Origin of the sequence: Clostridium sp. BSD2780061688st1 H5 (genome assembly GCF_005845155.1) — a bacterium.
In the GTDB taxonomy this organism is placed as follows: Bacteria; Bacillota; Clostridia; order Lachnospirales; family Lachnospiraceae; genus Claveliimonas; species Claveliimonas intestinigallinarum.
Genome location: NZ_SPGT01000007.1, coordinates 95,755 through 120,875, shown reverse-complemented (window position 1 = coordinate 120,875; position 25,121 = coordinate 95,755). Strand labels below are relative to the sequence as shown.

Here is a 25,121-nt window from a genome sequence, read left to right as displayed (position 1 = left end):
AGCTATGACAGCCGTTTTTCCTCAAAAATCTCCACGATAGTCTTCTCTGTGCCCGTCATGCCCGGGGAGGCGATCCGGCCCATGTTCCGCATGGTCTCCTCCGGCGTCTTCCCGTTGATGCCGTGGACGTCCGCTATATAGATGTCGTTCATGACAAACTCCACAGACTTGTACGCCGCGTCCACCGCCGCGATGCCCTTCATGGTGCAGCCCTGGTTCCCGCCGTCGCAGATCATGCCCGTGATGCTGCTGGCCATGTTGTTCAGGGTGTGGGCCATCTCCTCCACAGTGCCGCCCCGCAGCCACACAAGGCCGCAGGCCATGCCCGACCCCGCCGCTATGGCGCACCCGCAGAAGGCGGACAGCCTGCCCGAGTACTCTTTGATGTACATGCACACAAGGTAGGAGAGGGCTGTGGCCCGAAGAAGCTGCTCCTCTGTGTAGCTGTTCACCCGGTAGGCCGCGTAGAGCGGCATGGTGGCGATGATGCCGTGGGCCCCGGAGCCTGTGATGCTCATAGCGGGGGCGTCCAGCCCGATGACCCTGGCCTCGATGGCGCCATTGCACAGAAGGGACGCTGTGGCCTGCTCATTGTCTGAGATCACCTGCCCTCCATTGAGCTTCAGAAGGTGACGGGCAAAGGTGGTCTTAGGGCTCTCAAGGCCCAGGTGGAAGAGCCTCAGATTGACCTCATAGGCCTCCCGGATGAAGTCCAGCTCCGCGGCGTCCACCTTCTCTATATAGTCTACCAGCTCCGCCAGCGTATACCTGTGGATGGCATGGCCTTCCTCCCCTGCTCCGCTGTCCGCCTGCTCCTCTGTCTCTTCTCCTGCCTTCTCTCCGTCCGTCTCCCCGGCCAGCTCCCGCGCCTTCTCGAAGATCGTTTCCCCGTTCACAGTGATCTTCACGATATTGGTGTGGGTGTCCCGTATGGTGACGGCAGCGGTTCCCGCCTCTGTCTCCACGCTGGCCTCGATAAAGATGCGGCTGGAGATGCTGTCAAGGATCGTCTTTACCTTTCCCTCCCGGATCAGCTCCCTGGCCTTCGCATTGTCCTCCTCCGACACGCATGCCAGACACTCCAGCCCCTTCTTTGGGTCTCCGGCCACTGTCCCGAGAGCCGCTGCGTAGACGCTCCCCACCTGGTCAGTGCCTGGGATGCCGCAGGTGAAAGCATTTTTGTACATGCCGCTGTTCATGGAGACAACGACGCTTTTCACCTCCCCCGGCACACAGCTTCTGGCCTTCGCCGCCGCAAAGGCGATGGCTCCCGGCTCCGTCACTCCGAGAGCCGGCTTCATGTCCTCCCGGATCATCTCTGTCAGTTCATGCATCTGTCCATCCTCCCCTCTGCTTTCAATTCTTTCCCCAGTAGGCTGCCGCGTATTCTTCAGCCTGCTCGGGCGGGACGGAAAACTTCTCCGCCACCTTCTGTCCGGCTGTCTCCTGTGTCTGCCCCAGCTCCCGGCATGTCTCCACCAGGGCCCGTATTCCCTGGAGCCTGCCCCGCTCCACGCCCTGCTCTATTCCCTGTTCCCTGCCAGTATCTACGCCGTTCTGATACAGATCCTCCAACGCCTTGCACATATTGACCCTCGTCTCCTTTCTGTCCTTTCTCACATCTCTCAGAATTTTCTCTGAGTGCAGCAGCTCCCGCAGGGCCTGGTATGTCTCCAGGTCCACGCTCTCAAAGTACTCCCTGTACTGCTCCACGTACTCTCTCAGCTTTTCCGCATCCTGTCTACATTTTAACATGCCGAAAATCACTTGTAAATCCGTGTGGAACCGGCTCACATCCTCCACATTTCCCACGTCGATGAGATTGGAGAGTTCCGTTAAACAGATCCGCGAACCTGTCTCTGTCCTGCAGCCACTGATTGACAGCAACATTTCCTTTTCCCATAGGCTTTTTCTCCTTCCCTATTCTGTTGTCCCGTGGCCGAAACCGCACAAAGATCCCTGCCACGGCTGTTAAAACTGTTAAAATGGAATTTCCGGCTGAACCAGCCATGAATTCACAGGAAAGTCAGATCTTTCCATGAGTTGATGAACAGAGTATAGCACCTGCGCCGGGAAAGCGCAATATGCCCGGATTATTTTTTCTTCTCCGTTTTGGTCAGCCACAGCACGCAGCCGCCCAGGCCCAGATCTTCATCGCTAAAAACGAGAGAGAAAAAGGCGCCATAAAAAGCAGGCAGCCGGCAAATGGCACAAGAACTGCCCTGTGGATCATGCTTTTTCGCACCAAAAAGGGCGATGTTCCCCCTGTCATGGCCATGATCAGGGAAGTCACTGTACTGCCGGTCCACAGAAACAGGACAGGATACCCTGTAAGTCTCATAAAGAGACTGATGCACGGCATCATATACGTGGTTCGGGCCGCGTCCTCCTCGTACCCGGCAATGACTTGGGAAATCACATACAGCAGCAGAATGACAGCCAGCCTGGCCGCCAGTTCCTCCTGGGACAATCCTTTTTTCATCCTCTGTTCTCTGATATTCCTGCCAATCTTTGCCATCTTTCTTCCCCCTTCCGTCATAATGCCTGTTTATTTATCTTCATCATAGCCGGTTTCAGCGGAAAAGTCACGCAAAGAACCTTTGCCTGCACTGAGATAGCCAAAAAAAGAGCGGAAGACAATCTTCCACTCTTCTTAATTCCGCTTTATGCAAGCTTTATTTCACAGATGTATTTCTGATGATCTCACGGATCGGAAGCACGCTTCCCGGTGTCACGGACAGCTCGTCCACACCCATCTTCAGGAAGTCCTCCGTCAGTGTGGTGTCCGCTCCAAGCTCTCCGCAGATACCCACCCAGCAGCCGCCCTTGTGTCCGTTCTCCACTGTCATGCGGATCATCTCCAGCACGGCCGGGTGATGGGAGTCGTAGATGTTGTCCAGCTTGGCGTTCTGACGGTCAATAGCCAGCGTGTACTGGGTCAGGTCGTTGGTTCCGATGCTGAAGAAATCCACTTCCTTCGCAAGCTGCTCACTGATGATGACTGCGGCCGGCGTCTCGATCATGATGCCCAGCTCCACATCCCCGTAGGGGATGCCCTTCTCATCCAGCTCCGCCTTGATCTCAGCCACATACTGCTTGGCCTGCTGCACCTCCTTCACGGAGATGATCATGGGGAACATGATGCCGATGTTGCCGTATGCGCTGGCACGAAGAAGCGCCCGCAGCTGAGTCTTGAAGATCTCCGGCTGATCCAGGCAGATACGGATGGCCCGGTAGCCCATGGCCGGATTGTCCTCGTGGGCCAGCTTGAAGTAGTCCGCCTGCTTGTCCGCACCGATGTCCAGTGTACGGATGATGACCTTCTTTCCGGCCATCGTCTCCGCCACTGTGCGGTAAGCCTGGAACTGCTCCTCCTCTGTCGGGAAGGTGTCCTTCTCAAGGTAGAGGAACTCACTTCTGAAAAGTCCGATGCCGCCCGCATCGTTGGCCAGCACCCTGGCCACATCGCCCACGCTTCCGATATTGGCGTAGAGACGAATCTTCTTTCCGTCAAGAGTGACATCCTCTTTACCCTTCAGCTGCTGGAGAAGCTCTCGCTGCTTCTTCTCCTCGTCCTTCTTCCCCTGATAGTAGGCCAGCGTCTCCTCGTCCGGATCCACGATCAGCTCGCCCTTCACCCCATCGATGACCGCCATCCTGCCATCCAGCTCCTGGCTTACCGGAATACCGATCAGCGCCGGAATGTTCATGGTCCGGGCCAGGATAGCTGTGTGGGAGTTGGCGGATCCAAGCTCTGTCACAAAGCCAAGGAGCTTGGACTTGTCCATCTGCACGGTCTCACTGGGAGCCAGATCCCTGGCAGCCAGGATCACAGGCTCATCTCCCAGATCTCCTGCTGTATGCCTGCCCTGGAGGATCCCCACTACCCTCTCCGCTATATCCTTGATGTCAGCGGATCTGGCCTTGAAGTACTCATCCTCCATCTGGGCGAACATCATGGAGAAATTGTCCCCGGTGGTGGCCACCGCGTACTCCGCGTTGACCTTCTGGTTCTCGATCATATTTTTGATGGAGTCGTTGAAGTCGTCGTCCTCCAGCATCATGCCGTGCACCTCGAAGATAGCGGCTCCCTGCTCGCCCACCTCCTTCAGCGCCTTCTCATAGAGGGCATTCAGCTGCTCTGAGGCCTGCGCCTTGGCGTCCTCATACCGCTTCCACTCCGCCTCCGGGTCATCTATGCTCTTTCTCTGCACCATCTGCTCTTCCTTGGAATAGTAAAGGATCTTTCCAATGGCAGTTCCTTTCAGTATGGATTTACCCTGATAAGTTTTCATGGCGCACTCCTTTCTTCTTACTTACCTGCTACGCTTTCCGGATCCTATAAGTTCTTCTCCAGAAATTCCTGCATAGCTGCGATAGCCGCGTCCTCATCGGCACCCTCAGCTGTCACTGTAAGCTCTGCGCCCTGCTTTAATCCCATGCCCATGATAGCAAGGAGTTTTCCTGCCTCAGCAGATTTTCCATTTCCGGACAGAGTGATCTTGGACTCAAACTTCTTTGCCTCTTTTACAAGAAGTCCTGCCGGTCTTGCGTGAATCCCCAGTTCGTCCTTGATGGTGTAGTTGAATGTCTTCATTTTGTTTTCTCCTCTCTTACTTATACAAAATCATTGTTTCGTATGGTTTTAAAGCCGCTTCCGTGCCCTTCAGTTCCTGCTCGTCATAGTTTCCGAGCAGACACTCATAGGCCTCCAGGTCCTCTCCTGCATCCCAGCGGACCGGTGTGCCATAGAAATTACCTATCACCAGAAGCTCCTTTCCTCTATAATACCGCTTATAGGCAAAAATGGAAAGATTTTTTTCTGCTTTTGGCTCAAAATCTCCGTACGCGATTATGTCATAGTCTTTTCTCAGCTGTACCAGCTTTTTGTAGAAAGCAAACACGGAGGTCTCGTCCTTCATCTCCGCCTCAGCGTTGATGGTGCTGCAGTTTTTGTTGACCTCTATCCACGGCTTCCCTTCCGTGAAACCGCCGTTCTCGCCGGCCGTCCACTGCATGGGCGTACGGCTGTTGTCCCGGGAGTGGATCTGCAGGATCTGGTAGGCGTTCTCCTCGCTCAGGCCCTTCTCCTGAAGGATGCGGAAATGGTTCAGGCTCTCCACGTCCTTATACTGGGAAATGTCCGTAAACCCGGCGTTTGTCATGCCCAACTCCTCACCCTGATAGATGTAGGGCGTGCCCCGCAGGCAGTGGATAACAGCGGCCAGCATCTTGGCCGACTCCTTCCAGTACTTCTTCTCGTTTCCAAACCGGGATACCACCCTTGGCTGGTCATGGTTGCACCAGAACACCGCGTTCCAGGCATGGTGCTCTGCCATGTGGGTCTGCCAGTCAAAGAGGATGTTTTTCAGCTTCAGGAAATCAAAGGGCACGATGACCCACTTCTCATTCCCCATAAAATCCACCTTCAGATGATGGAAGCTGAACACCATGGACAGCTCCTTCCCATCCTCGTTAGCATAGTGATAGCAGTTCTCCATAGTGGTGCTGGACATCTCCCCCACGGTAATGATCTCAGCGTCCGTGCCGAAGGTAGCCGCATTGAGCTCCTGCAGGTATTTGTGGATGTTGGGTCCGTCGGTGTAGAAGCGGCGGCCGTCTCCCTCGTAGTCGTCCTCAAACCGATCCTTGCTGATCAGATTGATAACGTCAAAGCGGAAGCCCTTCACGCCCTTGGACATCCAGAATTTCACCACCTTCTGGATCTCTTTTCTCACTTCCTCGTTGTCCCAGTTCAGATCCGGCTGGGACACATCGAAGAGGTGGAGGTAGTACTCGTCAAACTTTTCCACGTACTCCCAGGCGTTTCCACCGAACTTGCTCTCCCAGTTTGTGGGGGGCTCTCCGTTGGCCTTCCCCTTCTTAAAAATGTAGTAATCCTTGTATTTGGGGTCTCCCGCCAGCGCCTTCTGAAACCACTCGTGATGGCTGGAGGTGTGGTTGAAGACCATGTCCAGCATCAGCTTGATGCCCCTCCTGGCGGCCTCCCTGGAGAGCTCCTCAAAGTCCTCCATGGTGCCGTATCTTGGATCAATGTTGTAGTAGTCCTCCACGTCGTAGCCGTTATCGTTCTGGGGGGACACGAAGAAGGGGGTCATCCAGATGTAGTCCACACCCAGCTCCTTGATATAGTCCAGCTTTGCCGTCACGCCCTTCAGGTCGCCCAGCCCGTCGCCGTTTGTGTCGTAAAAGGATTTCGGATAAATCTGATATACAACGCTCTTCTTAAAATCTGCCATCTTACTTTTCCTCCTGTCTACTGAAAGCGGATCACCGGTGTCTCCCCTGCCACGGCCTCCATGCCGGACAGGTACTGGATCCCCTTTGCGTTTCCTTCCTCTGTCACGATAAATACTGTCACGGACGGATGTCCTGCCGCGTGGATCTTCTCCTTGTCAAAGCGGATCAGCGGAGTGCCCACCTTCACCTTCTGTCCTTCACTTACCAGCAGAGTAAATCCGTCTCCGTTCATATCCACTGTGTCCACACCGATGTGGATGAGCAGCTCCATGCCGTTGGCGAAGGTGAGTCCACAGGCGTGGCCTGTGTCTGCCATGACCGCATTCACTGTGGCGTTAGCCGGCGCCACCACTGTGTCGCTCTCCGGCTCAATGGCAATGCCGTCCCCCATGACATGCTGGGAAAATACATTGTCCGGCACATCGTCAAGAGGAATAACCTTTCCGGTCAGGCCGGCCTTAAGCTCTGTGAGGGGCTCTGCCGTCTCCCCGTCGCTCTCCTCTGCCGCCCTGACAGACTCATCAGACTGTATCTCAGACCCGCTCTGTGTGCCAGCTTCCTCTTCTGCCACTGCGTCTTCGCCGAGGAGGGCCTCCCTGGACAGCTTTCTGCTGCCGACGATCATGGTCAGGATAAAAGGAACTACGATGGCTACTGCCATGGCCAGCAGGAAGTACAGATAGAACTCCGGCTTAATGGACAGGATGCCCGGAAGGCCGCCCACGCCGATGCTGAAGGCCTGCACGCCGCTTCCCACGGAGATCATGGCCGCGATGGCGGAGCCGATCATGCCGCACACAAGGGGGAACCCGTATTTCAGGTTGACACCGAAGAGGGCCGGTTCCGTAACACCCAGGTAGCAGGAAATGCACGCAGGGATGTTGACCTGCTGCGCTCTCTCATTTTTCTTCTGCAGGATGGACATAGCCAGAACAGCGGAGCCCTGGGCGATGTTGGAAAGAGCGATCATGGGCCACAGGATGGTGCCTTTGTAAAGGCTTGTGAGCTGTGAGTCGATGGCGTTTGTCATGTGGTGCAGACCAGTCATGACGATAGGCGCATACAGGAGACCGAAGAGTCCTGCGAAGGCCACGCCGAAGGGTGACATCAGTCCATTGTAAACTACGTTTGCGATGGCATCACCGATCTTCCAGCCGATGGGTCCTACGATAGTGTGGGCGATGATGACCGCGGGCACAAGGGAGCAGAAGGGGACAACGATCATGCTGATCACTTCCGGACAGTGCTTCTTAAAGAATTTTTCCAGGTAGACAAGGACAAAGCCCGCCATCATGGCCGCGATGACCTGTCCCTGATAGCCGATCATCTCCACCTTGGCAAAGCCGAAATCCCACACCGGAATATCCGCCGCGGGGGTGTCCGCAACGCTGAAGCCGTTGAGAAGCTGGGAGGACACAAGCGTCAGTCCAAGGACAATACCGAGGATCTGGGTGGTTCCCATCTTCTTTGTGATTGACCAGACGATACCGACGGGGAGCAGGTGGAATACCGCTTCACCGATGAGCCACAGGAAGTTGTATGTACCTGCCCAGAACTGGGAGATATCTGCCAGACTCTGTGTACCGTCGTTAAAGAAGTTGATCTCACCGATCACGTTTCTGAAGCCTAGGACAAGACCTCCGCAGATCAGGGCCGGGATCAGGGGAGCGAAGATCTCGCCCAGAGCGCTCATGATCTTCTGCAGCGGGTTCTGGTTTGTCTTTGCCGCTGCCTTCACCGCGTCCTTGCTGACTCCCTCAATGCCTGCGTACGCGGTAAATTCATTGTAGAACACAGCCACATCGTTTCCGATGATGACCTGGTACTGTCCCGCCTGTGTAAAGGTTCCCTTTACGCTGGGGATCTTCTCGATGGCTTTCTCATCTGCCTTTTTCGGATCGATCAGGACAAACCGCATCCTTGTCATGCAGTGTGAGACAGCCTGGATGTTCTCTTTCCCTCCTATGAGGGTCAGAAGCTGTTTGACATCATTTTCATACTTTGCCATTGTTTCCTCTCCTTTTTCCACGATAATCCGTTCCAACTTGTTTGAACAAGCATAAAATAACACACTTGTTTAAACATGTCAATCACAACTTATTTAAACAAGTTTGACTGTTTTTCTTGACTTCCCTCTTCTGTATATTCTATAATAGTATTAAATTGTTTAAACAGGATTATTCATGACTGGATGTGAAGCGATTGCCTAGAAGTAAATATGAAGCTATCTACAGAGATTTAAAACAGAAGATTGAGAACAACGAATTTGCCAGCCATGCCCTGCTTCCCTCAGAGCACGCTCTTGTGCAGGAGTACGACTGCTCCAGGAACACGGTGCGCCGGGCCATAGCCCAGCTTGTATCAGACGGGTATGTGCAGACACTGCAGGGAAAGGGTGTGCGCAACATCTACCGCCCGGTGGATCAGGCCGCCTTCACCATAGGGGGGATCGAGTCCTTCAAGGAATCCTCCGCCAGGAACCACAAATGGGGCGTCACCAGAGTTCTCCAGTTCATGGAGCTGACATCAGACGAGAAGATCGAGAGGCGCACCGGCTTCCCCGCGGGGACCCAGCTGTACTACATACAGCGCCTCCATTACCTGGACGGGAAGCCCCTCATCATCAACCACAACTACTTTCTGAAGGACGCGGTTCCGGGACTGACACCCCAGATCGCCTCCGACTCCATCTACGAGTATCTGGAAAAGGAGCTCCACATGACCATCGCCAACAGCCAGCGGGTCATGACGGTAGAGAAGATCACACAGATCGATGAGAAATATCTGGAGATGGATGTCAACGATTACAACTGCGTGGCCGTGGTGAGCAGCCACACCTACAACAGCGACGGCGTCATGTTCGAGTTCACTCAGTCCCGCCATCGGCCGGACTACTTCCGGTTCCAGGATAACGCGGTGCGCCGGGCGCCGGAGCCGGCACAGGCCAGAAGCGCGGGATAGCTCTTTAAGAATAGAAGAAGAGATAAAAAATGGATGGGAGAAAGCACATCGCCTCTCCCATCCCTTTTCTTTTTTTACAACTCAACAGAGTACAGGGAAATCTCTGCCCCGTCTGCCTCCGCCTCCAGGGTGCGAGTCTCCGGATAGTACCTGGTGGTAAAGACATATTCTCCGCCGTTCACGAACACCTCCACAGAGGAGGCATCCCCCAGTATCTTCACGCTGTCCAGGCTTTTCATCTCCTGATACCTGAGTCTCCTTCCGCCGGAGATCCTCTCTCCCTCCGGGCCCTCAAAGCGCATTTCAAAGCGGCTGCCGGTGTATGTCAGCGCCAGACCGCCGCCCAGCACCGCCCGGAAGGCTCCGCCCTGGATGCCTGTGATGTCTGCCTCCCAGGCCGACGGGCACTCCGCCTCAAGGCGGTCCTGCGCTTCCTTCACCTTTCTCTTAAGCTTCTCCAGCTCCCGGACGGGCCTCTGGCGCACAGCGCCGTCCCTGATAAAAATCTCCCTTGGGAAGGTGAAGCAGTGCTGCCACCCCTCCGCGAGAGCCGGTTCGTTGCCGTACTCCGGGCAGTCCGGCATGCCCATCCAGGCCATTGCGACCACCCGGCCATCCTCTGTCACAAAGCTCTGAGGCGCATAGAAGTCAAATCCGCAGTCCCAGAGCTGGTACTCTGAGAGGCTGTACTCTCCCAGGATATCCCCTTCTATATAGAAATAACCGGACTGGTACACATTTTGGTCCCTCCACTTATCTCCCTCCAGACCCTGGACGGAGGCCGAGAGGAGCTTCTGCCCGTCCACATCCATGTAGTCCGGGCACTCCCACATGTAGCCAAAGGGCTCCTCTGTGCGGATCCGCTTCAGAGGGCTCCAGGACAGCCTGTCACCGGACACGAAGATCTGGGCCTCCCCCACATCCTCCTTTGTCCTGACTCCCTGGATCATGTAGTACCGGCCGTCCTGCTTCCACACCTTCGGATCCCGCACGTGACAGCTGAGATCCGCAGGGTAATCCTCATTTCTCATGAGGAGCTGCTTTCTCCCCATGCTAAAGCCATCTTCACTCTCCACCAGCACGGTGTTGCCCTCCCGTCCGGCCAGCACATAGTCGTACTCCCGGTCCTCCAGCTTCACGTTACCGGTGTAATAGAGGTACATCCTTCCGTCCTCCACAAGAGCACATCCGGAGTAGGCGCCGTGGCAGTCAAAGGGCTGGTCCGGGTAGAGGGCTGTGCCCTGGTACTCCCAGTGCACCATATCCCTGCTTGTGCAGTGTCCCCACATTTTCACGCCCCCCTCCGGATTGAAGGGAGAATACTGAAAAAACGCGTGAAAAAGGCCCTTGAACTGGCACAGCCCATTGGGATCGTTGAGCCACCCTGTGGGGGGTATCAGGTGGATCTTCTGGCGGAAGTGCCCCCCGGCCGGCGCTGCCTTCTCCGCCAGCTCCACCAGCTGCTTTAAATCTCTCGTCAATGCGTTCATATGCTCACCTGCTTTTTATGCTTTCTCAATCTTCATGACAATGCTGGACGGATCCACCTGGCCCGGCTCGGCCTTCTGCGTGCTGGCATAGTCGTCCGCATTGGTCAGGATCATCATGGTGGCCGTGTCGTAGCCTGCGTCCCGGATAGCGTCAAGATCCGCCTCCACCAGCACATCTCCCGCCTTCACCTGGTCGCCGTCAGCGACCTTCTTTGTAAATCCTTTTCCCTCCATCTTCACCGTGTCGATGCCGATGTGGATCAGAAGCTCTCCGCCTGTCCTTGTGGTCAGGCACACGGCGTGGCCTGTGTCGTAAATGCTGGACACGGTGGCGTCGCAGGGTGCCAGGATCCTTCCGTCTGAGGGGACCACAGCCACGGTAGCGCCCAGGATCTCCGATGCAAATGTCTCATCCTTCACTTCTGTGAGGGGGATCAGCTTTCCCACGGCCGGGCTGTGGAGCTCCTCCTCCTTCGTCTCCTCCTCCTTTGTCTCCTCCTTTGTCTCTTCCTCCTGAGCGTCCGCTGTCTGTACATCTGCCGGCTGCGCATCCTTATACAGGATAAAGGAGATGACAAAGGCAACGCCCACAGCGATCACCATCTCGATCAGGTACTGCACCGGTGTGTCCAGACAGAGCAGGATGCCGAAGATACCGGTCACGCCGGTCCCCTTTGCCCCCAGATGGACGATGGAGGCGTAGAGGGCTCCGCAGCCTCCACCGATACATCCTGCGATGAAGGGCTTGAAGAACCGCAGGTTCACACCGAAGATGGCGGGCTCGGTAATGCCCATGAAAGCGCTCAGGGAAGAGGGCAGAGCCAGTGATTTGATCTTATTGTCCCTGGATTTAACCGCCACAGCCAGAGCCGCCGCTCCCTGGGCGATGTTGGCCGCGCTCGCCAGGGGCAGCCAGTAGGTGACGCCGTACTGGGCGATCTGCCCGATATCGATGGCCGTGTACATCTGGTGAATGCCGGTGACAACGGTGGGCGCGTAGAGCGCTCCCATGACAAGGCTTCCCAGCCCAAGGGGCAGGGTCAGCAGCCACTGGATGCCTCCCAGGATGGCGTTCTCAGCCCAGACAAAGACAGGGCCGATGATGGACAGCGTCAGATAGCCGGTGACAAACACGCTGACAAGGGGTGTGACAAACAGGTCCAGCACCTCCGGCACCACCTTGTGAAGCTTTTTCTCGATGACGGACAGAAGCCACACGGCGATGACCACAGGGATCACATGGCCCTGGTATCCCACCATGTCAATATCGTAGAGCCCGAAAAACACGGACTGAGTCTGCTGCACTCCCTCCGTGGCCACTGTGTAGGCGTTCTGCAGGGACGGGTTGATCATGATCATGCCGATGACCGCTCCCAGATAGGGGTTGGCTCCAAATGCCTTGGCCGCCGAGAAGGCGATCAGGATCTGCAGAAACGTGTAGGCCGTGTTGCTGAACAGGCTGGCAAACACGTAGATAGAGCTGCTCGTATCCATGTTAATAAATCCGTTGTTGATCATAAAGTCCAGGGAATTCATGATCCCCATCAGGAAACCGCTGGCGACGATGGCCGGAATGATGGGCACGAAAATGTCACCCAGCAGCTTGATAGCCCGCATGAACACGTTCTGCCTCTGGGCCGCCGCCTCCTTTGCCTCGGCCTTCGTGCTGGCTGTGATGTTGCCGATTTCAATAAACTCGTCAAACACTTTGTTTACGGTTCCGGTTCCCAGAATGATCTGGAGCTGTCCGGAGGCCTCAAACACGCCCTTGACTCCCTCCACATTTTCAATGGCCTCCTTGTCCGCCTTGGAATTGTCAGCGATGACAAGTCGGAGCCTGGTGGCGCAGTGGGCGGCGGACACGATATTTTGGCTGCCGCCTACTTTGTCCAGAATTTCCTGCGCGGTCTTTCTGTAATCCATAAGTTCTCTCCTTCCTTTATATGTAATCGATTTCATATTTTCCATATAAAATAATATCGGCAAAACTCCTGTTTGTAAAGACGGAATTTTTGCCGATTTTGGTTTCCCTGTTTTGTGCATATTGCACTATTTTGTGAAATCGATATTATTTCCATTCTCCTGACCACTGACCAGCCGGAAGCCCAGCTTCATCTCCACAGGGATCTGCTCTCCCCTCTCGATCACGTCCAGGAGCAGCTCCGCCCCCCGGATGCCGCTCGTCTTATATCCAAAATGTACAGTGGGAATCCCCCCTGTGACAGCCTTCAGGAACTGGTTGTCCCCAAAGCCAGTCACCCGGATCCCGGTGCGGTTCAATATATATTCCATCCTGCCGCCGGACTGTACGGCGGACCTGGGAATTTCCGCCCGGGTGTAGGCCAGCAGGGCCTCAATGGCCCCCGCCGCGATGGTGTCTGTAGCGCAGGACAGAACACCTATATCCCGCTTTTTTTGCAGAAGATCCAGAGCCGCCGCAAAGCCCGAGTCCATGGTAAACTGAGCCCGCCGAAAGCAGTCATCCTCAATCTCCATGCCTGCTGCCCGCAGTCCGGCCCGGAAGCCGTCCTCCCGGGATACACCCACGGCCCGGTCCTCCCTTGTCACGCCGATGTAGGCTATCCGGCCGCGCCCGGCCGCCTCCTTTGCCGCCAGCTTCCCCATGGCCTTCCCGGCGCCGTAGTCGTCGTGATAGATGCAATTGGCATATCTGGTGTACTGCCCCACCACGACCACCGGCGCCCTGGCGCCCTTCAGGAACTCCCGGTGCTTTGGCGTGATCACCGTGCCGATAAGGATGATACCGTCCACCGGGTAATTTTCAAACAGCTTCAGGTATGTGAGCTCCTTTGCCGGATCGTTGTCTGTGCTGGCCAGCAGCATCTGATATCCCCTGGAGGAGAGGACGCTCTCGATGCCCGCTGTGATCCGGCTGATGGACTCGGAATTAATCTTGGGCACCACCACCCCCACAAGGCAGGCCCGCTTTGTCCGCAGCATCCTGGCCTGGGCGGAAGGCTGGTAGCCCGTCTCCTCGATAACCCGCCTGATCTTGTCCTTCTTCTCCTCGCTGACATAGCCCCCGTTCAAATACCTGGACACGGCGGCGCTGGACACACCGGCCAGCTGCGCGATTTCCTTGATAGTCATAGGTTCAGTGTCTCTCCCTTCTCTCCAGCTTCAGCAGATATTCCTTTTTGTCCAGTCCCCCCGCGTAGCCGGTAAGCTGTCCGCCGCTTCCCAGGACGCGGTGGCAGGGAATGATGATGGAGATGGGATTGTGTCCCACAGCTCCGCCCACAGCCTGTGCGGACATGCCTGTCTTCTCCCTGGACAGGGCCTTCGCCAGATCTCCGTATGTCCTCGTCTCCCCGTAGGGGATTGCAAGGAGGAGCTCCCACACCTGCCGCCGGAAAGCGGAACCCTTGGGGGCAAGAGGAGGCCGGGACATAGGGCGCTCCCCCGCGAAATAGGCGTCCAGCCATTTCTTCGTCTGCCCAAACACAGGGATATCCTCCCCCGCCCTGTGCTCCGGCAGCTCTTCGCGCTCCTTATCCAGCGTGCTTCCGAAATATTTCTGCCCGTCAAACCAGAGGCCCGTCAGATGTATACCGTCCGAGGCCATGGTCATCTCGCCAATGGGGGAGCTGTACCCGCATGTGTATTCCATTCTCATTTATCTCCTTTCCCGTAATGGCCGGGATTCAGATTACCCTGCCCGTCAAACTCCAGCGCTGCCGGCCCTTCCAGCAGGCGGATCTGCGGGTTGTCCTTCAGCTCCTCATACAGCGCCTCCGACACATAAAGCCGTGCAATCTGGTTCGTGTTCCCAATGCGGACCACCCTGGCCTTTTCCGCGTCCTCCAGCCCGGCCGTCTCCAGAGCCGCCCGGATGGCTTCCCTGTCATTTTCCAAAATGCAGGGGATCTTTCCCTGTGCCGGAGCCATAGAGGCCACCGCGTTCTTTGCCGTGGCGGCAAAATCGATTTTCTCCAGCACGGCCCTGGTGGAAAAGTCCGCCAGCCCGATCCCGATGGCATTGCCGTGGGACTCCTCTGTAAGGCCCAGCACCGCCAGCCTTTTTACCCTGGGGCTCTTTGGCTCCTTCTGACCGGTCACGTACACCCGCCCTATGACCTTTGTGTCCATGCCGGAGCCGGAAATATTTTTCCCCATCTCATCCACGATCAGCACATCGATCCTGTCTGAGGGAAGCTTCATGCGGCCGCTTTTCACCTCTTCCAAGAGTCTCTTCTCCGTCTCCAGAAAATTCTCCGGTCTTTCCATATAGATACCGTTCAGCTCATGGACTGCATTCTCTGTCAGGAGCACGCCGAAGAGCACCGGCAGCCGCTCCGTCATAAAGGCTGCCGTCTCCCGGATCACAGTCCCGTATCCATCCCTCAGGGCCAGAGCATGTACGTTCTGGCAGCCCGCCGGGCCGCCAATGCCGATGGCCATCAGCTTCAGGACGCCGCTCTCGGTCACATCCTCAAAATCCGTGTGCATCTTCACCCTGTTGATGAGGACAATGGCGTCAAACTGATCACAGAGCACGTTGCCATAGACTCTGTAGCCGTGCTCCGGGGTAACGCCCCACAGGGCCGTGTCGGCGCTGCAGAGCACCGGAGCCCCCGTCTCCTCCTCCGTCACGCCCAGAGAGGCCAAAATCTCCCGCTGCCCCCGGGCCGTGCCATTTCCGTGGGAGCCCATAGCGCCGAAGATATACGGCTCTCCCCCTGACTTTCTCACCGCCTCCACAGTCATGCGGACGATCTGATGTATCTTGTCAATGCCCCTGCTTCCCACAGCAATCCCCACTCTCTTCCCACGAATCTCCTCTGTGGAAAGCTGAAGACCCTTCAGTCTTTTTTTGAATTCTTCCTCCACATCCCCAAGTCTTACGCTGTTGTAGTCCTGATTGTGGATGAGTGCCATACGAGGGAACATGCAAACACCTCCCATTTTTTTCTTTATCTGCATTATAGCTTTTTTCTCTCCGGCGCACAAGATAAAAGGGCGTGCGGGGAAAAGCTCCGCAGGCCCTTTTATCCTGTTTCCTTTTATGTATCCGATTTCATATGCCGCAAATATCTATGCGTCCTCGTCCATATCCTCGCATCTCTCTGTGGGATATACCACGCCCTCCTTCATGACAAAGGCGCAGTCGAGAAGCGCCTTGGGATCTGTCATCAGATCCCGTTTCCATGCGGAGATGTCCGCCAGCTTGCCCTTTTCGATGGTGCCGATCCTATCGTCCAGCTGCAGGATCTCAGCGTTGATCCTAGTGGCTGCCTCCAGGGCCCGGAAGGGATCCATGCCGCTCTCCAGCCATGCCTTGTACTCGTAGCCGCTCTCATAGTTCTGGTGGGTAGCCACCTGGTCTGTGCCGTAGCCCAGCTTACACTTGCAGTTCTTGATGACCTCACGCCCGGCCTGAAGAGCGTCCTTGTAGTACTCCAGCTTGGCCCGGAACTCCGGCTGCTTGGTCTGGATCTTCACCGGATCATAGTGGACCGCCTCCTCGTAGGGGCAGAAGGTAGGAACAATGTAGGCTCCTGCCTCCTCTACGATCTGGGCTGTCTCCTCGTCCAGAAGGGAGCAGTGCTCCAGTCCGTCGATGCCAAAGCCCACCAGCTTGCGGATATGGTCCGGGCTGTACACGTGGGCGGTGACTGTCTTACCCCACTCATGGGCGGTGCGGATGACTGCCTCCATCTCCTCGTCATTCATCTGCTGCTGCCGCGGATTGTCGTAGGGTGTAAAGAAGCCGCCTGTGGCCATGATCTTGATAAAATCTGATCCTGCCTTGATCTCTTCGCGGACCGCGTTTGCGAAGAAGTCCTTTCCTGCCCCCAGGGAGCTGATCATATTCTGGACAGCAAAGGAGAACTCCGGCCTCCTGGCAAAGGTCTGGGAGAGATCCCCGTGGCTCCCTGCCGTGCAGATCAGCCTTGCGGCCGCCACGATCCTGGATCCGGAGAAATATCCCTGGTTGATCATATCTCTCACATCCAGCACGCCGAACCCATTGGAGGTGATCCCGCCGGGATGACGAACCGTCGTAAACCCGCGGGAGAGAGCCTTCTGTGCCGTCCGAAGAATGCCAAGCGCCTTGTGCTCCTCGGAGGTGTAGTAGACCTCCTGGCGGATCGTATGCCAGTCAATATTGTCCATGTGCATGTGGGCATCGATCATGCCCGGTGTGACTGTGGTGTCTGACAGGTCAATGACCTGGGCTGACTCGGGCTGCTGTACCTCCGGTCCCACCTCCACGATCCTGTCGTCCTCGATCAGGATTTTTTGATTTTCCTTCAGCTCCCGGTCTATGCCGTCATAGAGCTTTCCGCAGATAATGTACGTCAGTTTTCCCATGATTACTCCTCCTTTTCTTTTCCTTTCTTATAATCCACGATGTAGATCGCCGCAGAGACAGCGATAGCGATCAGCATATAGTAGGCCCCGCTGATAGGGGTGAAATAACAGCACACAAGGCAGACCGCCAGGGGAACAAGGTAAAATCCGAACTGCTTCTTCCCCTTCAGTATCGTCTGGGCCACCAGTCCTCCAAAGAGGGCAGGCACTACGTAGTCAAAGGCCGGCTGCAGCGTAGGCGAGTTGAGCACCGGCGAGAGAGGCGCCGCGACCACAACGCCGATGGCCACGATGGCCACTGTAGTGATAACCGACGCGCCGCAGGCAATGATAGCCATTGTGTGGCAGGCATCTGTGTTGGGCTTGATCCCCAGGGAATTGATGGTCCCTACCGTGGCGGGCATCCTCAGGTTCGTGACATTGCCCGTGATATAGGACATGTACAGAGCTCCCGGTCCCATGACGGGCATGTACCCGATGGTCTCAGCCGGCCAGTAGGGGGCCATGAACAGGATCACCGCGATAAACCCGGGCCACAGCGCTCTGAAGTCCGGCCACAGGCCGTACACTGCGCTGGCCACTACCGGGAATGCGGTCATTCCCACAAAAAGTATCAGGCTGGACAGTATGCCAAATCTGTGTGTCCACTTGTTGAAATCTTCTCTAGACTGTAGCTTCATACCGTTCCCTCCTTAAAAAATGATGCACGCTGCCGCCATTCCGATCAGCATGCTGATAGCCATGATATAATCAGAGAGCCATTTCAGCTGTGGAAATTTCTTATGTAGAATAACTAAAACCGCGCCCGCCGCAAAGCTGATCAGGAAGACCACGCCCTGGGTGGACATCTGTCCGAAGCCGTATGCCACAGAGACATATGCCATTACACCGGCCAGGCAGCCGCTTCCGATAGCGAGCACAAGGCCCATATCAATCTTCTCCGCCTTATTGTAAAGGGAGGAGATGGGCTTGATCATGATGGTGGACCAGAGGATACAGGCGCTTCCTCCCACTGTCATGACCCAGGCAGCCGCGATCCAGCCTACAGCCGAGTACCCGTTTACCGTCAGGGACTCGCCCACGCACTCCAGTGCGGTAGTAGCCGCGTAGGTCTCATAGTACGCGGATCCGATCACTGAGAGCCGAAGCCAGGGCAGAGGAGCCCCGAGAAGAGGCATGAGAGACAGAAATACGACCAGAACCGGCAGAGTCGGCACAATGCTGATGGTCACTCCCGTGGTCAGGCCTTTTCTTATCTGCTGGTTGGAAAGGCCCAGCCCCCTCGCCCTCGTCCACGCCTTTTTCATGAAGATCAGGCACTGGACAATCACTGCGATCAATAAAACTCCTACCCAGATGTACATCCACGGTGCGTTGCATATATCACTATAACTCATAGTATCACTCCTTCCTTTAGAAACCGTGGTCTGTTGATTTTCGTTAATTGTATCACGATCTTCGCTTTCATACAAGTATGTTGTCCCTATAATATGGATTTTTGTGAAATATTTTCTATTTTATTTGTGAATATTAGATAATTTTCAGATAATATTTTGTGTATATTTACCCTTGAAAAAAAGACCGCGGTTTGCTAATAGATAAAAAATCGCAGAAGAGAAGATTGCCTCTACTCTTCTGCGTCCTTCCCGGATGGCTCCAGAAATTCCATATAAAGATTAAAGCTGTGGGCGCCGAAATAGCCCAGAGAATACCCCCCGTCCTCCACACACCAGTCTGTGAGGAGTCCCCGCTCCACGAGGAGTATATGCTTGACCAGCTCGTCCGCAGTCAGGTCTGACCGTATCTCTCCCTTCTTCTGCCCCTCCGTGATCAGTCTTTTGACAAGTCTGATATAATATCTGTTCGGATCCAGAAAGTGGGTCTGCTTCTTTTCAGCCAGCTGAGACCTGTACAGGGACGCCAGAAGATCTACCTTTACATTCCCCTCGATAAAGTAGAACACATACTGGTTCAGCAGCTTGATCTGCATGATGTAGTTCAGGGATTTGTCCATGCTCTGATAATACTTTTCATATTCCCGGTCAAAGAAATAGTACAGAGAGTTCAAAAGCTCGTCCTTGGCATGAAAATAGTAGTAAAATCCGCCCTTGGACGTCCCCGCCTTCTCGATGATCTCATTGACTGTGGTCGCTGTGTACCCCTTCTCCTGGAACAGCTCCCAGGCTGCCTCCATGATCTTTTTCTTCAGATCCATATGTGCTGTACTCCTTTTCTCAGTCTATCTTTAGATATTATCACAGAAACCGCGGTTTGTAACCATAAAACGCAAAAAAAGACTGTGCTTTCACACACAGTCTTTTCCTTATTCTATCCTGTAGCCGGAGAATATCTGCCGCACTCCTATGCTTCCGCCTCGGCGTCCTCCTCGGCATCCTCCACCGGCTGGTTGTGAATCTCTGTGACAGCCACAACCGTTGTCTCCGGATTGGTGATCAGATCGATATCTTTATTCTTCGCGATATCCAGATCCTTAACCTGGATGGAGTCTCCCAGCTTCATATCTCCTACATCTATCTCGACTTTCTCTACCAGCGCAGCGGGAACAGCCTTGAAGGCGATCTCATGGAGCATCTGGTTCACAAGCCCTGTGTTGACCTTCTCATGGTTCAGCAGGATCACCTCTGCGACAGAGTGTACCTTCTCACCGCTCACCAGAGCCTGAAAATCAATCTCGTAAATCTCTGTCTTGAGGGGGTTGAAATCAATCTCTTTTACAAGGACGTCCATGGTCTGTCCGTCTACCTCCAGCATAATCTGGCTTCCCTTTCCGTGTGTCTTTACAAGACGCTCCGCATCGGCCTTCAAAATCTGGATCGGCATGGACTCCTTCATTTCCCTGCCAAATACATTGCCGGTAACAAATCCTTCTCTTCTTAATTTCTTTGCTTTTGTCTGCATGTTTCTCTTTTCAGCTTTTAAAGTATTCATTTATCTTTTCCTCCAAAATCTGATGATGCTTAGCAGCCTTCAACTTTGCAAAACAAAGAGGTCAGTTAAGTATGTTTTCTTGTTACACGTATATTATAACACCTATGATAGATAACACAAGAGTTTTTTTCAATTTTTTTACGGGCAGCATCTGCCGCAGGGTTCATATCCCTCATCAAGGAGCTGCTGCCTGTCCCCGGTATACTCCTCTTTATTCTTTTCCTTGATATCCTCCACGCTGGCGCAGCCCGGGTCGTGGAATTTGCGGGTATTCCTGTTGAGGATGTAGGTTCGCTCCTGGCCGTCGTCCGCCCCCTGTGCCTGGCTGGCATCGGCCTGGCCGCTTTGCGCCTGGCTGCCGTCCTGCGCCTCCCGGCTGTCCCCCTGGGCGTAGTCGATCTCTATGCCGGGCTGCACATTGTAGACGTACACGTTAAAGGAGACGCCCTGGCCGTCGTCCTCCACGGACTCGGCCTCCATCCACACACCGGAGACTACCAGATTGTCCCCCTCGAACACAGGAGTCACCCGGTACAGGACATGGTTCCCTGTCTCCTCCACATAGTCGGCCACTTCGTCCTCAAAGGGAAGCATTCCCTCTGTGTTCATATATCGGGTGCCTGTGATCAGATTTTTCTCATTGGCGTTCTCCGCGGTAAGCTGGTAGCCGATGAGATGGCACCGGTTGTAGAGGTAGCCTCCGTCCACCCCGTCATACTCCACGGACTGCCACCCGGTAGGCTTCACCTCGCTGATGCTCTCCCGCTCCCCGTCAGGCATGGTCTCCTGTCCCACACAGGCCTGGGCCTCCTGACATCTGCCCAGCTCGTCCAGGTCACTGTAGGACTCGTAGGGCTCCTCCGTCATCTCCTCCTCCGCAAAGTCCGGCTGGCCGTTCTCCACCTCCACGTAGGGGTCGCCGCTGTACTCCGGTATATCCCCGAGAGCGATCTCCTCCTCCGTGACAGAGACCGTGCCGGCAGACGAGACGGGAGCGGTGGGGGTCCCGGGCAAGCCAGCTTCCGGTATGCTCTGGCAGGAAGAAAGGAGAAGAACCGCCAGCGCAAGAACATATGCGCCGGCCGTTCTTCTCCTGTATTTCCATATTCCGCGGTTCTGTCCTTCTCTCCTATTCGAATGTTCTGTCAAACCGCCTGTTCAGCTCCTTTCCGGTCTGTATCGTCTCATCCAGGCTGTAGATCATATCCACAGCGATCTTTACCGCTCCGTCAAACCGTCGCAGCAGCTCCTGGCTGCTCCTTCTGCACCGCAGGTTATCCCTGTGCTGGTTCATCAGTCCCTTCATGTAGGGGTACTTCCCAGTCAGCTTCATCACTGTGTTGATGGTGTCGTGCTTCAGTCTTCCCGGCGCGGTGAAAATTCTCTTCACCAGTCGCATATCTCTGAGGGCCGTGAGGGCCGTCTCCTCTGTGATGTCATCGTAGAAGGGGCAGATGGCCTCCGCCGTGGTCTCGTCCGCCGGCACCAGATCTGCCAGAGGATAGGCAAAGGGATCCTTCCCGTCCATCCGCAGGAGCAGCTTCTCAAACTCCTCCTCGATCTCCAGGTGCTGTACGCCGCTCTTCTTTATATAGGCCTCCACAAAGGGATGGCACTCGCTGTCCAGGATAAAATGGCACACAAAGCCCAGAAGATAGGCATACTCCTTACTTGTTCGCCCTTTCTCCCTGACTACAGCCGCCCCGTGTCGGAAAAAGGGATAGGCAGATATCTCATGGAGATGATTTCCATATTTGGAGACCTTATTTGGATGCCAGGGCCGGTAAAAGAAAAAGAGATCCGGTCCCTGCAGCCCGATCCGGAACTGCCGGCTGTGCTTTTTGATCGTCTGTTTTATCTCTCCGTCCAGTCTGGAATACACCTTTCTCCCAAACCGGTCATGTGCGTAAAATGCGGGCATGATGATATCTCCAATCTTTTCTGATCTATTTTTGCGGCTCTGTGTTTGTCTGTTGTTCACTTTACCGCCGCATGACCTCATTATAATCCGTTTTTTGACAGATAACAAGAGTATAAAAGCTCCAAAACCCGTATGAGGGATTTTGGAGCCTGCTGTTTTTTCATCCTGTTTTTTAATACAGACACTTCACCGTGGGATAGATGGTGCGGAACTTCTGGTACTTCTCCTCGTACTTTTTCACCAGCTCCTCCTCCGGCTCAACAGTGTCCACGACCTTCACGATCTTCTCCGCGATGGTCTTCACATCCGGGTACTCGCCGCAGCCCACAGCCGCCAGCATGGCGCCGCCCAGGGCCGGGCCCTCCTCGCTCTCGATCACATCCACCTTCAGATTCATGACATTGGCAATGATCTTCTTCCAGAGAGGGCTCTTGGCTCCTCCGCCGCAGATCTTCGTCCGCTCGATCTGGATGCCCAGACTTCTGGCCACCTCCAGGGAGTCCCGAAGGCCAAAGGCAACACCCTCCAGCACAGCCTGGGTCATATCCTCTCTTGTGGTGTCCATGGACATGCCGATGAACATGGCTCTCGCGTCCGGATTATTGTGAGGAGAGCGCTCTCCCATAAGGTAGGGAAGGAAGAACACATTGTTCTCTCCCAGCTTCTGGATCCCCTCCTGCTCCTTTCCGAAATCCTTTGTCTTTAAAATATCCTCCATCCACCACTTATTGCAGGAGGCAGCGCTGAGCATACATCCCATCAGGTGGTAGTTTCCGTCCGCATGGGCAAATGAGTGGAGGGCATTGTTCTCATCCACGCCGAAATTCTCGCTGGAGATAAAGATCGTTCCGGATGTGCCCAGGGAAATGTTGCACATGCCGTCTCCTACTGTGCCGGTTCCCACAGCGGCAGCCGCATTGTCCCCGGCGCCCGCAATCACTTTTACGTCGGCTGAAAGTCCCAGCGCTTCCGCTACGTCTTCCTTTAAAGTTCCTACTACTTCGTAGCTCTCATAAAGCTTTGGAAGCATCTCCTCTGTAATGCCGCATATCTCCATCATCTCTTTGGACCAGCAGCGGTTCTTCACATCCATCAGCAGCATGCCTGAGGCGTCTGACACATCTGTGCAGAAGGAGCCGGACAGCCTGTAGGCCAGATAATCCTTGGGCAGCATGATCTTTACAATCTTCGCAAAATTCTCCGGCTCGTGCTTTTTCATCCAGAGGATCTTGGGGGCTGTAAATCCCGCGAAGGCGATGTTGGCTGTGTACTGGGAAAGCTTGTCCTTGCCGATCACATTGTTGAGGTAGTCGGTCTCCTCCCCGGTGCGGCCGTCATTCCAGAGAATGGCCGGCCGGATCACCTGATCATCCTTGTCAAGGGCCACCAGGCCGTGCATCTGCCCGCCAAAGCTGATGCCCGCCACCTTTGACCTGTCAAATCCTTCTGTCAGTTCTCGAATCCCCTCCATGGACTTTTCAAACCAGTCCTCCGGGTTCTGCTCAGACCAGCCCGGATGAGGGAAGAACAAAGGGTACTCCTTTGACACAATATTTTTGATATCTCCTGTCTCGTCCATCAGAAGGAGCTTCACCGCTGATGTGCCGAGATCCACGCCAATATATAACATATGTACCTCCTGAAACAGAGGGCGGGGTTATGCTGTCACCCCGCCCTGTTGTATTGTCAATATAGCTGCTCTTTTACTTATCTCCAGGGATTTTCTGTCGGATATCTCACGCCCGCCGGCTGGTTGTATCCGATCTCGTCCACCGGAACGCCTATGTATTTGAACACTTCATACAGCGCTTTTCCGTGATGTCCGAAAGCGACTGCCCCGTGATGCGGGAAGCCTCCCTCGATCAGCACATGGCGGTAGAAGCGTCCCATCTCCGGAATAGCGAACACGCCGATTGCTCCGAAGGATCTGGATGCCACCGGAAGCACCTCGCCCTGCGCGATGTACGCACGGAGGATGTTGTCTGATGTGCTCTGCAGGCGGAAGAATGTGATATCGCCTGGAACGATGTCTCCCTCCAGAGTTCCCTGTGTCACTTCCTCAGGCAGCGTTCTTGCCATGATCTTCTGGTACTTCATCTCGCAGAAGGACAGCTTTGAGGAGGCTGTGTTTCCGCAGTGGAAGCCCATGAACACATCCTGAAGTGTGTAGTTGTATTTGCCCTTGATATCCTCGTTGTACATATCCTTGGGCACGCTGTTGTTGATGTCAAGCAGGGTGACTGTATCGTTGCTCACAACGGTTCCGATGAACTCGCTGAGAGCTCCGTAAATATCCACCTCGCAGGACACCGGAATGCCCTGGGCTGTCAGGCGGCTGTTTACATAGCAGGGCACAAAGCCGAACTGTGTCTGGAATGCAGGCCAGCATTTTCCGGCGATCGCCACATATTTTCTGTAGCCTCTGTGCTCCTCCACCCAGTCTTTTAAAGTCAGCTCATACTGAGCCAGCTTGGACAGGATCTCCGGCTTCTTGTTTCCGGCTCCCAGCTCCTCTTCCATCTCCTTGACAATGGCGGGAATTCTCTCGTCCCCTGCGTGCTTATTGAAAGCCTCGAACAGGTCGAGCTCTGAGTTCTCCTCGATCTCCACGCCGATGTTGTAGAGCTGCTTGATAGGTGCGTTGCAGGCGAGGAAGTTCAGCGGACGGGGTCCGAAGGAGATGATCTTTAAGTTGTTCAGTCCCACAATTGCTTTTGCGATCGGAACAAACTCGTGGATCATGTCCGCGCAGTCCTCAGCGTCGCCTACCGGATACTCCGGAATGTAGGCTCCTACGTTGCGCAGCTTCAGGTTATAGCTTGCGTTGAGCATACCGCAGTATGCGTCTCCTCTTCCGTCCAGAAGGTCATTTCCTGACTCCTCCGCAGCAGCGATGAACATCTTCGGTCCGTCAAAGTGCTTTGCAAGCAGTGTCTCGGAGATCTCCGGTCCGAAGTTTCCAAGGTATACGCACAGAGCATTGCAGCCTGCCTTCTTGATATCCTCAAGAGCCTGCACCATGTGGATCTCACTCTCCACGATGCAGATAGGACATTCATAGATCTCCTCTGAGCCGTACTTCTCTGTGTAGGCTTTCATCAGGTTCTGTCTTCTCGTCACAGACAGACTCTCCGGGAAACAGTCACGGCTTACAGCCACAACTCCGATTTTTACTTCTGGCATGTTGTTCATAGTGTTTCATT

General features: G+C 54.9%; 22 protein-coding genes. 1 reads left to right on the top strand and 21 read right to left on the bottom strand.

Annotation, left to right across the window (positions count from 1 at the left end):
• Positions 1 to 2: 2 nt before the first annotated feature.
• From FGQ86_RS06455 to treP, 7 genes are all read right to left on the bottom strand, one after another.
• The gene (locus FGQ86_RS06455) at positions 3 to 1,334 is read right to left on the bottom strand and encodes an L-serine ammonia-lyase, iron-sulfur-dependent, subunit alpha (RefSeq protein ID WP_138303251.1); all 1,332 of its coding nucleotides are present in this window, start codon (positions 1,332 to 1,334) and stop codon (positions 3 to 5) included.
• A 22-nt stretch (positions 1,335 to 1,356) separates the two neighbouring features.
• Complete coding sequence (locus FGQ86_RS06450) at positions 1,357 to 1,890, bottom strand: hypothetical protein (RefSeq protein ID WP_033124233.1); 534 nt, start codon at positions 1,888 to 1,890, stop codon at positions 1,357 to 1,359.
• A gap of 226 nt (positions 1,891 to 2,116) precedes the next feature.
• A complete protein-coding gene (locus FGQ86_RS06445; protein WP_033124234.1) occupies positions 2,117 to 2,518 on the bottom strand; it encodes a helix-turn-helix domain-containing protein in 402 nt (133 codons plus the stop codon).
• A gap of 157 nt (positions 2,519 to 2,675) precedes the next feature.
• Positions 2,676 to 4,295, bottom strand: coding sequence for a phosphoenolpyruvate--protein phosphotransferase (ptsP, locus tag FGQ86_RS06440; RefSeq protein ID WP_138303250.1), 1,620 nt, complete (start codon positions 4,293 to 4,295; stop codon positions 2,676 to 2,678).
• A gap of 44 nt (positions 4,296 to 4,339) precedes the next feature.
• Positions 4,340 to 4,597 (bottom strand): HPr family phosphocarrier protein, encoded by a 258-nt coding sequence (locus tag FGQ86_RS06435; RefSeq protein WP_033124236.1) that lies wholly within the window; start codon positions 4,595 to 4,597, stop codon positions 4,340 to 4,342.
• 16 nt (positions 4,598 to 4,613) lie between these two features.
• Complete coding sequence (gene treC, locus FGQ86_RS06430; protein WP_033124237.1) at positions 4,614 to 6,260, bottom strand: alpha,alpha-phosphotrehalase; 1,647 nt, start codon at positions 6,258 to 6,260, stop codon at positions 4,614 to 4,616.
• Between the two features lie 17 nt (positions 6,261 to 6,277).
• Entirely contained in the window at positions 6,278 to 8,269 is a 1,992-nt protein-coding gene (treP, locus tag FGQ86_RS06425) for a PTS system trehalose-specific EIIBC component (protein ID WP_138303249.1), read from the bottom strand.
• Positions 8,270 to 8,463: 194 nt separating this feature from the next.
• On the opposite strand from treP, the gene treR reads away from it, so the two are divergent.
• Positions 8,464 to 9,222: a trehalose operon repressor gene (treR, locus tag FGQ86_RS06420; protein WP_138303248.1), complete on the top strand. Its 759-nt coding sequence runs from the start codon at positions 8,464 to 8,466 to the stop codon at positions 9,220 to 9,222.
• Between the two features lie 74 nt (positions 9,223 to 9,296).
• Here treR and FGQ86_RS06415 read toward each other — a convergent pair whose 3' ends face one another.
• From FGQ86_RS06415 to FGQ86_RS06350, 14 genes are all read right to left on the bottom strand, one after another.
• Positions 9,297 to 10,712, bottom strand: coding sequence for a glycoside hydrolase family 32 protein (locus FGQ86_RS06415; protein ID WP_138303247.1), 1,416 nt, complete (start codon positions 10,710 to 10,712; stop codon positions 9,297 to 9,299).
• Between the two features lie 15 nt (positions 10,713 to 10,727).
• On the bottom strand, positions 10,728 to 12,635 hold the full coding sequence (locus tag FGQ86_RS06410) for a PTS transporter subunit IIBCA (RefSeq protein ID WP_138303246.1): 1,908 nt from the start codon (positions 12,633 to 12,635) through the stop codon (positions 10,728 to 10,730).
• Positions 12,636 to 12,761: 126 nt separating this feature from the next.
• Positions 12,762 to 13,823, bottom strand: coding sequence for a LacI family DNA-binding transcriptional regulator (locus FGQ86_RS06405; RefSeq protein WP_138303245.1), 1,062 nt, complete (start codon positions 13,821 to 13,823; stop codon positions 12,762 to 12,764).
• 4 nt (positions 13,824 to 13,827) lie between these two features.
• Positions 13,828 to 14,343 (bottom strand): methylated-DNA--[protein]-cysteine S-methyltransferase, encoded by a 516-nt coding sequence (locus FGQ86_RS06400; RefSeq protein ID WP_138303244.1) that lies wholly within the window; start codon positions 14,341 to 14,343, stop codon positions 13,828 to 13,830.
• A 2-nt stretch (positions 14,344 to 14,345) separates the two neighbouring features.
• Positions 14,346 to 15,623 carry a hypothetical protein gene (locus FGQ86_RS06395; protein WP_138303243.1) on the bottom strand — a complete coding sequence of 426 codons (1,278 nt, stop codon included), beginning with the start codon at positions 15,621 to 15,623 and terminating at the stop codon, positions 14,346 to 14,348.
• 144 nt (positions 15,624 to 15,767) lie between these two features.
• Entirely contained in the window at positions 15,768 to 17,048 is a 1,281-nt protein-coding gene (locus FGQ86_RS06390; protein ID WP_033124264.1) for an amidohydrolase family protein, read from the bottom strand.
• Positions 17,049 to 17,050: 2 nt separating this feature from the next.
• Positions 17,051 to 17,728 (bottom strand): hypothetical protein, encoded by a 678-nt coding sequence (locus FGQ86_RS06385; protein WP_033124265.1) that lies wholly within the window; start codon positions 17,726 to 17,728, stop codon positions 17,051 to 17,053.
• 12 nt (positions 17,729 to 17,740) lie between these two features.
• The gene (locus FGQ86_RS06380; RefSeq protein WP_138303242.1) at positions 17,741 to 18,445 is read right to left on the bottom strand and encodes a DUF5058 family protein; all 705 of its coding nucleotides are present in this window, start codon (positions 18,443 to 18,445) and stop codon (positions 17,741 to 17,743) included.
• Between the two features lie 230 nt (positions 18,446 to 18,675).
• Positions 18,676 to 19,263 carry a TetR/AcrR family transcriptional regulator gene (locus FGQ86_RS06375; protein ID WP_033124267.1) on the bottom strand — a complete coding sequence of 196 codons (588 nt, stop codon included), beginning with the start codon at positions 19,261 to 19,263 and terminating at the stop codon, positions 18,676 to 18,678.
• A gap of 146 nt (positions 19,264 to 19,409) precedes the next feature.
• Positions 19,410 to 19,997 carry a 50S ribosomal protein L25 gene (locus FGQ86_RS06370; RefSeq protein WP_033124268.1) on the bottom strand — a complete coding sequence of 196 codons (588 nt, stop codon included), beginning with the start codon at positions 19,995 to 19,997 and terminating at the stop codon, positions 19,410 to 19,412.
• 138 nt (positions 19,998 to 20,135) lie between these two features.
• Positions 20,136 to 21,146, bottom strand: coding sequence for a DNA/RNA non-specific endonuclease (locus FGQ86_RS06365; RefSeq protein ID WP_330637129.1), 1,011 nt, complete (start codon positions 21,144 to 21,146; stop codon positions 20,136 to 20,138).
• Positions 21,127 to 21,918, bottom strand: coding sequence for a zinc dependent phospholipase C family protein (locus FGQ86_RS06360; protein WP_052083731.1), 792 nt, complete (start codon positions 21,916 to 21,918; stop codon positions 21,127 to 21,129). The genes FGQ86_RS06365 and FGQ86_RS06360 overlap by 20 nt, the downstream gene beginning before the upstream one ends.
• 172 nt (positions 21,919 to 22,090) lie before the next feature.
• Complete coding sequence (gene xylB, locus FGQ86_RS06355) at positions 22,091 to 23,548, bottom strand: xylulokinase (protein ID WP_033124270.1); 1,458 nt, start codon at positions 23,546 to 23,548, stop codon at positions 22,091 to 22,093.
• A 77-nt stretch (positions 23,549 to 23,625) separates the two neighbouring features.
• On the bottom strand, positions 23,626 to 25,110 hold the full coding sequence (locus tag FGQ86_RS06350) for an L-fucose/L-arabinose isomerase family protein (protein ID WP_033124271.1): 1,485 nt from the start codon (positions 25,108 to 25,110) through the stop codon (positions 23,626 to 23,628).
• Positions 25,111 to 25,121: the final 11 nt, after the last annotated feature.